At 61.7% G+C, this 13,681-nt stretch carries 11 protein-coding genes and 2 pseudogenes; 5 read left to right on the forward strand and 8 right to left on the reverse strand.

Going from position 1 to position 13,681, the window contains the following annotated elements:
* Positions 1-3 precede the first annotated feature (3 nt).
* The 5 genes from ACQEVO_RS15280 to ACQEVO_RS15300 all read right to left on the reverse strand — a co-directional run bounded on the left by ACQEVO_RS15280 (position 4) and on the right by ACQEVO_RS15300 (position 5,344).
* Positions 4-720 (reverse strand): ABC transporter ATP-binding protein, encoded by a 717-nt coding sequence (locus ACQEVO_RS15280; RefSeq protein ID WP_432913474.1) that lies wholly within the window; start codon positions 718-720, stop codon positions 4-6.
* Positions 717-1,499, reverse strand: coding sequence for an ABC transporter ATP-binding protein (locus ACQEVO_RS15285; RefSeq protein ID WP_432913476.1), 783 nt, complete (start codon positions 1,497-1,499; stop codon positions 717-719). Before ACQEVO_RS15285 ends, ACQEVO_RS15280 begins: the two co-directional genes overlap by 4 nt.
* A gap of 70 nt (positions 1,500-1,569) precedes the next feature.
* Positions 1,570-2,334: an enoyl-CoA hydratase/isomerase family protein gene (locus ACQEVO_RS15290; RefSeq protein ID WP_432913478.1), complete on the reverse strand. Its 765-nt coding sequence runs from the start codon at positions 2,332-2,334 to the stop codon at positions 1,570-1,572.
* A 49-nt stretch (positions 2,335-2,383) separates the two neighbouring features.
* Positions 2,384-3,256 carry an SMP-30/gluconolactonase/LRE family protein gene (locus ACQEVO_RS15295; protein WP_432913479.1) on the reverse strand — a complete coding sequence of 291 codons (873 nt, stop codon included), beginning with the start codon at positions 3,254-3,256 and terminating at the stop codon, positions 2,384-2,386.
* A 582-nt stretch (positions 3,257-3,838) separates the two neighbouring features.
* Positions 3,839-5,344 carry an MFS transporter gene (locus tag ACQEVO_RS15300; RefSeq protein ID WP_432913481.1) on the reverse strand — a complete coding sequence of 502 codons (1,506 nt, stop codon included), beginning with the start codon at positions 5,342-5,344 and terminating at the stop codon, positions 3,839-3,841.
* A 1,201-nt stretch (positions 5,345-6,545) separates the two neighbouring features.
* On the opposite strand from ACQEVO_RS15300, the gene ACQEVO_RS15305 reads away from it, so the two are divergent.
* The 3 genes and pseudogenes from ACQEVO_RS15305 to ACQEVO_RS15315 all read left to right on the forward strand — a co-directional run.
* Positions 6,546-8,396, forward strand: a complete 1,851-nt coding sequence (locus tag ACQEVO_RS15305; protein ID WP_432913483.1) for a flavin-containing monooxygenase — start codon at positions 6,546-6,548, stop codon at positions 8,394-8,396.
* 51 nt (positions 8,397-8,447) lie between these two features.
* Positions 8,448-9,431 (forward strand): NAD(P)H-dependent flavin oxidoreductase, encoded by a 984-nt coding sequence (locus tag ACQEVO_RS15310; RefSeq protein ID WP_432913484.1) that lies wholly within the window; start codon positions 8,448-8,450, stop codon positions 9,429-9,431.
* Positions 9,432-9,434: 3 nt separating this feature from the next.
* Positions 9,435-9,630 (forward strand): annotated as a pseudogene (locus tag ACQEVO_RS15315) (acyl-CoA dehydrogenase family protein); the annotation flags it as partial.
* Positions 9,631-9,656: 26 nt separating this feature from the next.
* Here the strand turns inward: ACQEVO_RS15315 and ACQEVO_RS15320 are convergent.
* A pseudogene (locus tag ACQEVO_RS15320) lies at positions 9,657-9,776 on the reverse strand (IS21-like element helper ATPase IstB); the annotation flags it as partial.
* Between the two features lie 47 nt (positions 9,777-9,823).
* Here ACQEVO_RS15320 and ACQEVO_RS15325 point away from each other — a divergent pair.
* Both ACQEVO_RS15325 and ACQEVO_RS15330 read left to right on the forward strand, forming a co-directional pair.
* A complete protein-coding gene (locus ACQEVO_RS15325; protein WP_432913486.1) occupies positions 9,824-10,411 on the forward strand; it encodes a nuclear transport factor 2 family protein in 588 nt (195 codons plus the stop codon).
* 576 nt (positions 10,412-10,987) lie between these two features.
* Positions 10,988-11,365 carry a DUF202 domain-containing protein gene (locus tag ACQEVO_RS15330; protein WP_432913488.1) on the forward strand — a complete coding sequence of 126 codons (378 nt, stop codon included), beginning with the start codon at positions 10,988-10,990 and terminating at the stop codon, positions 11,363-11,365.
* Positions 11,366-11,582: 217 nt separating this feature from the next.
* Here ACQEVO_RS15330 and ACQEVO_RS15335 read toward each other — a convergent pair whose 3' ends face one another.
* Together ACQEVO_RS15335 and ACQEVO_RS15340 are read right to left on the reverse strand one after the other, a co-directional pair.
* A complete protein-coding gene (locus tag ACQEVO_RS15335; RefSeq protein WP_432913490.1) occupies positions 11,583-12,275 on the reverse strand; it encodes an acetoacetate decarboxylase family protein in 693 nt (230 codons plus the stop codon).
* Positions 12,276-12,310: 35 nt separating this feature from the next.
* On the reverse strand, positions 12,311-13,675 hold the full coding sequence (locus ACQEVO_RS15340) for an LLM class flavin-dependent oxidoreductase (RefSeq protein WP_432913492.1): 1,365 nt from the start codon (positions 13,673-13,675) through the stop codon (positions 12,311-12,313).
* Positions 13,676-13,681: the final 6 nt, after the last annotated feature.

Here is a 13,681-nt window from a genome sequence, read left to right on the forward strand (position 1 = left end):
GCCCTAAACCTGTAAGTAGGCGTTTTCGACGGCCTTGTCGGCGAGCAATTCCTCCGAGGAACCTTCGGCGACAATCCGCCCGTTTTCCATCACATATCCGTTCGTGGCGATTCCGAGGGCAAGATTCGCATTCTGCTCGACCACGAGGATGGCGACACCCTCCTCCCGATTTATCTGCGCGAGTTGCTCGAAGACCATCGCGGTGATATTCGGTGCGAGGCCCATCGACGGTTCGTCCAGCAGGAGGAGCGCGGGTTGCGACATCATCGCGCGGGCGATCGCGAGCATCTGCTGCTCGCCGCCGCTCAAGCTCCCGGCCCGTTGGCTCTTGCGTTCCCGCAACCGGGGAAATACAGTCAGCCACTTCTCCATGCCGATGTTGCCCTTCGACCGGTGCACACTCATCGCGCCTACACGGAGGTTCTCCTCGACCGTCAGGTTCGGGAATGTTCCGCGCCCCTCGGGAACCTGGACGACACCACGACGGACGATGGATTCCGGGCTCTTCCCGTTGAGGCGCACACCACCCAGCGTGATCTCGCCGTGGGCCGGGATGAGCCCGGAAATCGCACGAAGCAGAGTCGACTTTCCGGCACCGTTGGCCCCTAGGAGCGTAGTGATTCCGCCGGGCTCCACCTCGAGCGATACCCCTCGTAGCACCTGCAGCGGACCGTACCCGGCGTCGACGTTGTCGAGGACGAGTCCTGACACGGCGCTCATCCCGCGACTCCCAGGTATGCGGCGATGACACGCGGATCCGCTGCCACCTCGCGCGGTGTTCCGTTGGCCATGGTCTCTCCGAAATTCAGGGCTACTACTCGGTCGCTCAGATTCATCACCAGCCGCATATGGTGTTCGACCACGAGGAGCGTGAGGTGGTGGGATGTTTTGAGCCTTTTCAACAGTTCGACGAGTTCGTCGACCTCGGAATGGGTCAGCCCGGCGGCCGGCTCGTCCAGCAGCATCAGGCGCGGACGAACCGCCAACGCTCTGGCCAGCTCGATTCGTTTGAGTGTTCCGAATGGCAGACCGTCCACATCTCTGTCCGCGAACTCTTCGATCTCGAGAAGCTGCAGAATTTCGAGGCACTCGGAACGCGATTCCCGCTCACGCCGGCGAGTACTCCTCGGCTGCAGCGCACCGCGCAGAAAACCGTCCTCCGGATGAGCTCGGTAGGCTCCTACCAGAACGTTGTCCATTACCGTCATACCGTTGAAAAGCGCCACATTCTGAAAGGTCCGCGCGATGCCCAGTGATGCGCGCTGGTCCGGCCGCAAATCGTTCAGCGGCCGGCCATCGAGCCGGACGGCTCCTGAATCCGACTGGTACACACCGGAGATGACATTGAACAGTGTGGTCTTCCCGGCACCATTCGGCCCGATCAGTGCGCAGACCTCGCCCGCTCGAACGGAAAACGACACCGCGGACAGGGCATGTACTCCCCCGAATCTCACTCCGATATCACGGACTTCGAGGAGAGGCCCTTCTTGCTCATTCATTCGAGAGATTTCCCATCGTGATGCCCATCCATCTTCTGCAGATTCGGGAGGCTCGGCCGATACCTGGAGCTCAGTCGGTGGTCATCAGCCTCGCGGTCGAATCCGCAGGGGCACCGAAGGGTAGGCTCCTTTCATAGTCCAGCTTCCGCTGCCGTAGATCTCCATCGTGGTCCACACCGTTCACCAGCCGCTTGAACATGAGGTTCGAGGACCGGGAATTACCTACGATCCGGCCTGCCACCGTCTCGACCGTGGCATCGAGACTCTCGAATGGCACGGAGTATTCGACCAGTCCGATAGCGGCTGCCTCTGCGCCGGTGAGCCGGCGGGCGGTGAACGAGAGCTCCTTCGCGCGAGCTCGTCCGACCCGTTCCGGCAAGCGCACCGACATCCCCCAGACAGGTGTCAGCCCCCACTCTGCATGTGTATCGGCGAAGACCGCATTGTCGGCTGCTACCAGGATGTCGCAGGCAAGGGCGAGCTCCAGGGCTCCGGTCAAACAGTAACCTTGGATCTTCGCAATGACCGGATACGGAAACTGCTCCAACAGATCGAGTGTCTCCGCTTCGAAGAGACGTTCTTCCTCCGTGACATCCCCGACTCGAAGAGCATCGAGATCATGTCCCGCACTGAACGCCTTCCCGGCACCGGCCAACACAACGCACGAGATCGCGTCGTCCGACTTCAGAACCGAGAGATATGACCGCAACTCGGTGAAAGTATCGAACGAGAGCGCATTCAGTTTTCTCGGCCTGTCCAGTGTCAATGTGGCGACAGGACCATCGATGGTGAGATCGATCAGGGGCTGTCCCGCAGTGGAGATCGTGGAATTCACAAAAAGTCCTGTCTGCGATCCAGTCCGACAGACCGGATCGTCCGAGTGTTTATCGGGGATCGTGCTCGCTCGCGAAACCAGCGCGCCCGACACGAGCGGTGGCGATATAGCCCGCAGAGGAACTGTTGCGGAAACTTTCCTCGTCGGTCGCATTACAAGTCAGATACAGCGTCGAACAGTGCGGACCGCCGAATGCGCAGGCAACGGCCCACGCTCCCGCGACAGGGATCTTGTCGGTGATCTCCCCGCCTTCCTCGACGCGGTAGAAGCCCGCGTCCGCGGTCACAGTCATGGCATTGCCGAACCACACCCCTCGGTCGGTGTCATAGGCGATGCCGTCGGGTTGGTAGGTATCGGGAAGCTGCGCCCAGAGGTGCGGCCTCGTCAGTGAACCATCCGCTGCGATGTCGAATGCCGTGATGCGGTGTGTGAGTGTCTCTGCGACCAACAGGCGGTTGTCGTCGGTCAGCGCCATCCCGTTGGGAAACCCCACGTCTCCCTCGACTCTGCTGACAACCCGATTCGGATCGATATGTGCGAGGGAGGTCGGTTTCGGGTCGTCGCCCGCCGAAAACCCGAAATTGCCCACGTATGCATGTCCCGACGGTGTGACCAGCATGTCATTGGCCGGTCCTCCGGCAATGTCGCTGAGGTCCGCGTACTCCGACAGCGCGCCCGCTGTATCGATACGCAGCACCTTCGCATCGAGCCGGGATACCACCAGAATCGATCCGTCTGCCAGAAACCCGAGACCCGACGGTGAACCTGCTACCTCGGCAACCGTCTCGGCCGCACCGGACTCGTCGAAACGCAGAACGCGCTCGGCGAAGAAGTCACTCGCCCACAGCCGGCCTGCATGCCAGCGGGGCGCTTCGAGGAACTGGTGTCCGGTCGCGAACACCTCCAGCGCATGCTCTCTCATACAGACCCTTTCGTGCGTCATACCGGCCGCCGGTCACGGTTACAGGCGACATGGGTAGCGGTCGGTGGCCATCGACACGATTTCGGACTCGGCCCGGGGCACTCTGACGGCGGCACTCTCGGCCTTGTTCCGGAGTGGGCGCGCAAGATTCGATCCGATTTTCGAACTCGTGTATTCCGACGATGAAATGCGCGACGGGGGCATGGAGCGCCCTCCCTATTGTTGAGATCAGAGCTCGTGTTCGTCCGAGGGTTGTCCAGAAGCCGAATCCAGAAGAACTCCGGAGGCTGTCGGGGGCCGGTTTGTCGACCGCTGGTAGTATCGTACGATTACAGTACGGTTAATGCAAGACCCCGCCCTCCGGGCGAAAAAGCCGGAGCCCGGACGAGCAGAATCAGCGCTTTACCTCAGGTCGTACGTGGCTGGATACAGTACTACCGCCTGGTGACAGAACGACGGGAGCCGGGTAACGGGAAACTGTTACGCCCGGATCTGTGGGAGCCCAGGGGGGAGATTCCCCTGGGCCACCCGACCTGGGCGCCAGCGCCGACAGTGCCGTTCATCATTCACCGTCTCCTCGTTCTACTGATTCGCCGCGACCTTGGCCATATCCTCTTCGCCGGCACGCATTTCCAGAACATCGCGGCGTCGGCCGTGAGGGAGGAGGAGTACGGAGAGGAGACCGAGCACTGCCAAGACTGCGGTTGCCCCGAACACGATGGTGTACCCCTGGGATTCGAAGAACGCGCCCCCGCTCTCTGGAATGAGGTAATCGGCCAGAACCACGAATGTCAGCTGAGTGACGAGCCCAGTACCGAGGTTGCCGATCACAACCACGAACGTTGCGGAGATGCCCTGGCTTTCTGGCGGCGATGCCTGCAACACCAGATTCGGGTAGCCACCGTATGCAACACCCATAGCGAGGCCGTAGATCACCAGCCACACGACGATCTCCCACAAATTGCTGTGCCGGAAGGCCAGGCCGAGGGTACTTACGGCCAACAAGCCGAAGGCGACGATCATAGGTGTCCGGATACCCCAGTGGCGCGCCCGCGCGCCGACGGTCAGGCCCCCAACGATCAAGCCCAGCCCCATCGGTCCGAGGAAGAACGCCACACCGTACGCATCGATACCGAAGCCGATCTCTCCACCGATCGTGCTGGGCGTCTGCAGAAGGGTAGGCACGATCGCAGGTATCGTAGCGAAAACAGCGAAGACGAAGAACGCCGTCAGCACCGTAGTCCACATGGGCTTGCTGCGTAGTAGCGCGTGATCGATGAGGGGATAGCTGAAGCGCTTGTCCCACCACAACCATGCCGCGAAGCACGCGACGCCCACCACGAACAGGCCGATGGTGCGCATTGAACTCCAGCCCCACTGCGAGCCCTGCCCGAGGGCGTACAATACGGCTCCGCTGCCGATGCCGATCAGGAGCGCTCCCGGCCAGTCGAGCTTCGAATGGAGGCGGAGTGGAGATTCAGGCACCGTCAGGAGCAGCACGACAGCACAAACCGCCTGATAGATCACCATGAACCAAAAGACGGACGACACACCGAAGGAGTCCACCAACCACCCGGAGAGGAACGGGGCCAACCCGAAACCGAGGCCCACGCCTGCGAAGGTTAGAGCGGTGGCGAAGGCGACCATTCGCTTCGGGAAGACGTCTCGGATGAGCGAATAGGCTAGCGCGGGAACCCCGTAGAGCAGACCGGACAAGGCTCGACCCGCCAAGAGAACGGCGTAGTTCGGTGCCAGAGCAGACATGACGGCGCCAACAGTCGCCAGCACAATTGCAGCGATCAGAATGAGCCGCTTCCCCCGCATGTCGGCCAACTTCCCAAGGAAGCACAGGGCGACTACCGTAGCAAGGGTAGGCAGAGTCAGCACCCACGCGGTTTGGGTGGTCTGGTATTGCACAGCGATCCCGGGAAGCGCAGTCGACACGAGCAGGTACGATGCTGCGGTCAATTCGCTGACCAAGACCACGGCGGCCAGGCCGGCATACTGCCGGGCAGTCACAGCGTTTTCGGGTGTTTCATCCAAGTCCAGCCGCACTGGCTTGCCCTTCGAGGTAGTTGGTTGCGTCATAACGATCCGCCTTCTGGGTGTGCTGTCGTGTGTTCAGATGGCTATCTCAGCCATGTTTGACTACCTCCCCGTTCTTCGCTCAGGTTTATCGCAGTCAAGAGAAGAGAGAATGACTTCGTCTGCTAGAGAAGGCTATTGAGCTCCGACGCGCGACCGGCCCAGCAGACAGTCGCATTGAAGTTGCAACGTGTCAAGAGCCACATTCCGTTCTTACGACCTGCGCCCTGCTCCTGTCACCCCCGGAAGGCTTGCATTAAACGTACTATATCAGTACGATACTGTGACGACCAGGGAATTGACGAACATCCCGCGTAGGCCCACCTCTTGCGGGATCCTGCACCTTTCCGAATCCCGCTTCCCTGCAACGCCTTTCATGACACATCCGAGACGATAACGCGCGCCCGTCAACCACCCGACGGCGCTACACCCATCGCGAATAGTCGTCGAGAGTACGCGATAGCGTTCACATACGTTCAGGACGTCGAGGTAACCGTGATTGCCGTAGTCGACAATTCGATCAAATATTCGGCCTTCAGCCTGGGGCCAAGGCCACCGACCGAACGAGTTGCCGGTGATGGTGTGAGCTGATGCTCTCGCCCCCGCGAAGTTCGTCATCGCCGGCATCTCTTGTCTACGATTCGCGCTTGGTCGATACCGAATCGATGCATGCAGGGTTACCCCGCCCAGACCTGGACTCCGCATTACCGGGAAGCGCTCGCGGTAGACCCGCACGATATGGCAACGGTTGTGGGCGCACGCTAGCTCCTTTCCGCGTGACCTTGACACACCCGGTACACAACTCGGAGGCCGCTATGGATCGGTCGGCAACAGCCACTGGGCTACCGGCCCTGGCCGGCGCCGTAGTGCGGGAGTTTCGACGTCCAAACAAAAAGTGGTGTATCGTACGCCGATGGTACGATATGATTCCGGTCACCAACCGGAGTTTCAGGGTATCGATATGACACGAATGGAATGGAAGGTCGCCTTCATCACCGGTGACGGGGTGCACGGGGACGGTCTGTGGCGCGAGAGGGCCACGACTCGCTCAGCGCACCTGAGCACGCACCAAGTACATCACTGGAAGCCGGTCGTCGAACTCACCGTTGAGATGTTCCCGCCGCGGCGATCGGCGCGGCATCGCGAACACCGAACAACTCGCCCGCCAGACCAAATCATTCCATTCTCGAGGTAAAGGCAGTCAATGAATCAGAACACGCCGCAGATGAGCCGGGCCGGGCTCGAAGAGCTCGAACAGAAGTACCTCGAGGAGCGCGACAAGCGCACCGTGGTTCAAACCGGCTACACGACGATCAAGGACGAATCCGAATGGGCGGCCGACCCCTTTGCGCCGGATCCGTCTCCTCGCGAGCCAGTCCGAAAGGACCTCGACCATTTGGTGATCGGGGCTGGGATCGCCGGCGTGACAATGGCGGCGAACCTGCAGGGGGCTGGATTCGACGACTACTTGGTCGTAGAGAAGGGGGCCGACTACGGCGGGACCTGGTACTGGAATAGGTACCCGGGAATCCATTGCGACACTGAGTCCTACATCTACTTCCCCATGCTCGAGACGGTTGATTATGTGCCATCGCAGAAGTACACGCCCGGCCACGAAATCCGGGGCTACATCCGCAAGCTGGCTGAGCATTTCGGTCTAGAGGCGAAGACCCTGTTCCAAACCCGGGTAATCGACGTGCATTGGAACGACGAGGCTGCTCGATGGATTGTCCAGACAGACCGAGGCGACGAGATCCGTTCGCGACACCTGATGCTGGCTTCGGGCGGCCTTCTTCACCGCCCGCACCTGCCCGCCATCCCGGGCGTGGAAACCTTCAAGGGGCGCTCCTTCCACGCGAGTAGGTGGGACTACGAGTACACCGGCGGGAACCCAACAGGGAACCTGACCAAACTCGTAGACAAACGAGTTGCCATCATCGGCACCGGCGCCACCGCGGTCCAAGCTGTGCCCAAGCTCGCCGAGAGCGCAGGCAAGCTGTATGTCTTTCAGCGCACCCCGTCTGTTGTCGATGAACGCAATCAGCAGCACACCGACCATGAGACCTGGCAGACCGTTGCTCGCCACCCGGAATGGCAGGCCGAGCGCAGGCACAACTTCGAGGCGCAGATCTTCGCCATCCCCACTGACGAGAACATGGTCAACGACAACTGGGCCCGGATCTTCCGCAACCCGCCCCCCGAGGTCGGACCGGATGGTTCCGTGGATATGGAGGAGTACTCCAAGATCGTCCAGGCAATCGACGTCGAGGAGATGGAGCGGGTCCGTCGACGAGTCGAGGAGACCGTGGAGGACCCCAAGACCGCAGAGGCGCTCAAACCCTACTTCCACAGATTCTGCAAGCGACCCACCTTCAACGACGAATTCTACCCGGCCTTCAATCGTCCGAACGTCGAGCTGGTCGACACCGAAGGGCGCGGTGTCGAGCGCATCTCTGAGCACGCGCTGCACTTCGGTAATCGCGACTTCGAGGTAGATGTCATCATCTACGCAACCGGTTTCGATTCCATGACGACGCCAACCCGCGCAGGCGGTTTCGACGTAGTCGGACGATCAGGCGTATCACTCGACGACTACTGGGCCAACGGGGTTCGGACCATGCACGGCACCTGCGTGCACAATTTTCCCAACATGTACATCATCGGCAACGGCCGGCACTCCTCCGCCGGCCCCAATTACACGCAGCTCGCCGAAACCCACATTGAGCACGTCGTTGGAATCCTCGAGAAGCTCAAAGAGCGCGGAGCCGACGTCTTCGAGGTCAGAGAGAAAGGCGAAGAGTACTGGGCGTCGGTCGTCGCGCAACGGTCACAGTACGACGAAGAGTTCCAGAAGTCGTGTACCCCGAACTACTGGAACAACGACGGCAAGCTTCGTGAAGGTCTCCGTCCACAGGCCGCCGATGTCTATGCGGGATCGACTCGGCACTACGGCGACGAACTGCGCGAGTGGCGTGAAACCGCCGATCTCGAGGAGTACTGCACCATCCGTACTGCTGAAAGTGCATCTGAAAACTCGGTGAGCATCAGTGTGTGACGGCCGGACACCGGCGAACTCCTGGTAAGTCACCAAATTAGGTATGGACCCATGATCAGCACCGCATTCACCAAGACCTTCGGCGTCCGACATCCCATCGTCCAGGGCGGCATGCAATGGGTGGGCCGGGCCGGACTTGTCGCTGCAGTCGCGAACGCGGGTGCTCTGGGGATGATCACCGCGCTCACTCAGCCCACTCCGGAGGATCTCGCGAAAGAGATCGCCCGGGCTCGTGAGCTCACCGACGAGCCATTCGGCGTCAATCTGACCATCCTGCCGGCCATCACGCCGCCGCCCTATGACGAATATCGGCAAGTGATCATCGAATCCGGCGTCAAGATCGTCGAGACCGCGGGCTCGAACCCGGTGCCGCACCTTCCCGACTTTCACGCGGCCGGGGTGAAAGTGCTCCACAAATGCACCAGCGTTCGGCATGCTTTGAAGGCGCAAGACATTGGTGTCGACGGCATCAGCATCGATGGGTTCGAGTGCGCAGGGCACCCCGGTGAAGATGACGTTCCCGGCCTGGTCCTGATCGCGGCGGCGGCCGAGCACATCACCATCCCTATGATCGCTTCGGGTGGCTTCGGCGACGGGCGCGGGCTCGTCGCAGCGCTCGCCCTCGGTGCAGATGGAATCAACATGGGGACCCGCTTCATGTGCACAGAAGAGTCCCCGATTCACCGAAATATCAAGGAGTCCATCGTCGCTGCGAGCGAAACCGATACCGAGCTGATCTTCCGACCGCTGCGTAACACCGCACGTGTCGCCAGTAACGGTGTCAGCAGAGAGGTTGTCGACCTTCTCGCCAAAGGTGCGCAGTTCGACGATGTTCGGGAACTCGTTGCCGGCGCACGTGGCCGCCTCGTGTACGAGAACGGAGATCCAGAAGCCGGCATCTGGACGGTGGGTACCGTGCAGGGAATCATCCACGACATTCCTACCGTCGGCGATCTCGTCGAGCGAATGGTTTCCGACGCCGAGGCATTGATCGCAGAACGACTCGCCGGACTACTGACCCTTGTCGATGCCTGAGAGATCACGAAACACACACTGTTCGTCGCCGACCACGAAGCCTACCGGGAAACAGTCCGAACAATCCTAGCGCGGGAAGTGGAGCCGCACTACGATCGCTGGGAGCGAGCGGCTCGTCGATCGCAGCGCCTGGCGAGCAGCTGCGAAAGCAGGCGTCATTGGCCTGTCGGTGCCGGAAGAGTACGGGGGCTCGGGTGTCCCGACTTCCCCACCTGTGTGCGGCGTTCACTGTAGCGGTTGTCGGCTCCCGTTGGTGGCTCGACGGAGCTTCTCCGAACGTGCGTTGTGATCACGGAGGAGGTAGGAGTCGCCGTCGAGGTTGAGCACGACCGAACGGTGCAGGAGCCAGCAATTGACCGCCTCGTCACGCAAGGATAACGTACTCTTATGGTATGAAATACCCAACCCGCAAGGGATGGGATACAGCCCAGGCTGTCGGCGCTCGAACGGCGAACGATATCCAGCGATCTCCAGCGCAGCCGGCTTGCACGATTCCGCACCCCACAACACAAGGAGTAGCCGCGTCGATGTTAACGGCCCAGTCCCAGTTCGAGGTCACCAACCTGTACGCCCGCTACTGCCACGCTGTCGACGGGAGGGATTCGCATGCCCTCGCGGCATGCTTCACGCCCGACGCCGAGCTGAGGGGCGAGCGGCTGGAACCGGCCGGCTTCGTACCCACGTCCCGCACAGTCGGGCGCGAGAACATCGTCGCAATGTTCCTCGAGAGGTCCGCGGGACGGACCGGATACGTACACGACACGTTCAACGTCCTGGTCGAGCACCATGGCACGACCGAGTTGTCCGGACGTGCGTACTTCCGGATCCTCACACCCGATGCCGAGATCGAGTGCATGGGCCACTACCAGGACGTGCTGTGTCTGGACGACGGGCACTGGCGCTTCAAATACCGGTGTATTCGTTTTACCTGGGGGACGCTCGGACGTCACGGAGAACGGGCGATCAGCATGGAGGAGTGAACCGGTCGGATACAAGACATCCCGGTAACAATCATCCACATTTCAGCCGGTTTGCTACCCACGCCTGCTCTACAGACGCTCGGCCGGCCGAGGCAGGACGGTCGGCTCCCATGCGGCGCTCGAACGATAACGACACACCCGCCAACCCGTGTCCCGGGTCGGAGATTCGCGCCGCCAGGTACATCCGCCGACACTTCGCGACACAACGGACGACAGAGAATTCGACGGTTGAAATGTCGCAATACGAGAACAGGTTCGATTACCTCGGCAAGGTCGGTATCTGGTCCAACTCCTTCCGGACACGGGACATCGAGCGAAGCCGTCGCTACGGCCGCGAACTCGAGCCACTCGGTTGACCACACGGCCCATGCGCGGAAACTGATGGGACCGGATGCGCTGCTGGTGCCGGAGTTGAAGGTCGTTCGCGAGCAAGCCCCCCGTGCGTGCACGCCGGATCGCGTGTGCCGGGCTCGAGCTGTACCTGGGTCTGCCGAACTACACGTGTAATCTCTTGACGCTCGGGTTCACGGAGGCGGACGTCGCCGACGGGGCAGCGACCGGTTGGTCGATGCGACAGTGGCCTGGCGTTCCAACGAATACATCGCGGAGAGGGCGCGGCAGCACCTCGATGCCGGGGCCGACCACGTCCGCATCCAGGTGCTGCGCAAGACGGGAGAGCCGCCCGCCGAGGCTTGGCGAGCCCTGGCCGATGCTGTCCTGCAGAGCAAAGGCCCAATGAGCGCGCCCCGGGGAGATATCGGCGAAAGCGACAACGGCGAGCAGACAGACCACAGTGAGACGCCGATCGACTATCGATTCACCCTCGCCAACGAGCGAACCTACCTGTCGTGGATCCGAACCGCGCTCGGGTTACTGGCCGGCGGAGTCGCGGCGCACACCATGGTCGTGGAGCATTGGGAAACCGAAATCCGCGCCATCCTGGCCATCAGCTGACTGGCACTCTCGCTGATGGTGGCATCATATGCGTACCTGCACCGGCGGCGGATCCGGTCGGCCATGGACGCGGGCCGGGCCCTGCCGGACACCGTGCTCGTCCCGATTCTGTCCGCTGGCACTGCGTCAGTCGAGATCCTGGCCTGCGTCGCCGTACTGTTGTACTGAAGTCGTGACAACGCCGCGCCATGAGGGTTCCGACAAAACATCCAGCTTGTCACCACTCGGCCAGGACCCCGGCCATGGCCAGGCTGCTGTTGCCTCCTGTCCGGTACTCGGCGTAGACGACGTCACCGACGGGCAGTAGCGACCAGTCGTCGATCGCAGTCCCCTGGTACAGCTTCACGCCGGCCGATGCGTCCCAGGCATCGGCTCCGCCCAGGTCGTAGGCGTTCTGGGCTTTCAGCAACTGTGTTTTCAGCAGATTCCCGCAGTGGTCTCGGAGCTCGGAGGTGTAGCACGCCGCGACGCCCGGCCTTGCTTCCTTCTGACGGGATTTGGTCTGCAACAAGACCTCGGCGTTCTGGGCGCCCGAGTGCCCGAAGATCGAGCAATGGAACGTGCTGCCATGCCATCCCGCGTCCACCGTGCCGAGCCCATAGGGCAGGCCCCAGATCTCCCTGGCCGCGATAGTTCCCATGAAGTCGGTCTTGAGACCACTGGCGATATACCGGACCGGCGTCTGGTCGTGGCGCGCGTAGACACCGATGTAGGCACCGATGTACGGCCCGAAGGACGAGGTCTTGTGATGGGATACCCGCAGCCATCCGCGACTGTCCGGATCGGGCTTCAGCGCATCCGGCAGCAGTCGGGCCACCAACTCGGGGTCAGTTCGGAAGTCGATCAGGAAATCCCATTCCCGGGCGTACTCGTACGGCCCTTCGTGATACCGCTTTCCGATTTCGTTCATGCCGAATACTCCTCCATTGATCGTCGAACTGTGCCTCAGCGATTGCGCTGGTGCGCGGCGGGATGGGGCACCGTGAGCCGAGCGTTGCCGGTACCGGAAATCTTCTCGCGCAGCGTTCCGGGCGCGTACTCGCGCTTCATCAGGCCACGCTCCTGCAGTACCGGCACCACATGGTCGATGAATTCGGCGTAGGTCCCGGGCGTGATGATCGAAATCATGTTGATGCCGTCGACTCCCACGGCCGCCCACTCGGTAAGCTCGTCGGCGATCGACTCGGGCGTGCCGACCACGCGGTACTTCGCATTGAAGAAGGCCGACAGATCACGGACCGTCGGAACGGACCCCTCCGGTTGTTTGTCGATGAACAGCTTCAGCGGCCCCTGCACCCCGGACGCCTGCTCGAGCAGCTCACGCAACGGGGTATCGGGGTCGACATTTGCGAAATCGATGCCCATGAACCCGCCGCGATAGGCCATCGCCGCAGTCGGATCCAGGTATTCGTCGAGTTCGGCGCACTTGCGTTCGGCCTCCTCCGTTGTCGAGCCGACGACGAAAGTGAGTCCCTGGAAGAACTTCAGGTCCTCGGCACGCCGTCCCGCTTCGGTCGCACGCCGGCGCATATCGTCGATGACACGTGCGGCATCGGCCGGGGTGTCGGCCATGAGGAAGATCCCCTCGCCGTGGCGCGCCCCGAAATTCCGTCCGACCTCCGAACCGCCGGCTTGGAACAGCATCGGCGTCCGTTGCGGTGACGGGGCCAGTTGCAAGGGGCCCTCACAGCGGAAGTACTTGCCCTCGTGGTTGATCTTGTGCACCTTGGCGGGATCGGCGTAGACCCCCTTCTCCACGTCCATGACGACAGCGTCTTCATCCCACGAGCCCTCCCAGAGCTTGTAGACGACCTCGAGATACTCCTCGGCGATGGCATATCGTTCGTCGTGTTCGACGAGACCGTCGAGGCCGACGTTGCGATGCGCATTGGCCGAGGCGTTGGTGACGACGTTCCATCCGATACGCCCACCCGACAGATGATCCAAGGTCGCCATGGACCGTGCGAACGAGTACGGGGGGTGCTGGATCGGCGCGCTCGTCACGATGAAACCGAGATGCTCCGTCGCGTGTGCCATCGCCGGCAGCACCATGAGCGGATCACCGATCGGGAACATGAGGCCGCGTTCGGGATAGATGGCCCAGTCACCGCCGAAGTCGCCGCCCAGTCCGGCACCGTCGGCCAGGAAGATCGCATCGAACAGGCCGCGCTCGGCCAGCTGCGCGAGTTCGATCCATGTGGCCAGTTCGTTGTGGCGGACCGTCTTGTTGTCGGGATGCCGCCACATGCCCTGGTTGACATGAGAGACGGTGTTCATGGTGAAGATGTTGAACATCAGTTGCTTATTCATTGCCCG

Source organism: Nocardia sp. CA-290969, assembly GCF_050936135.1.
Lineage (GTDB): Bacteria > Actinomycetota > Actinomycetes > Mycobacteriales > Mycobacteriaceae > Nocardia.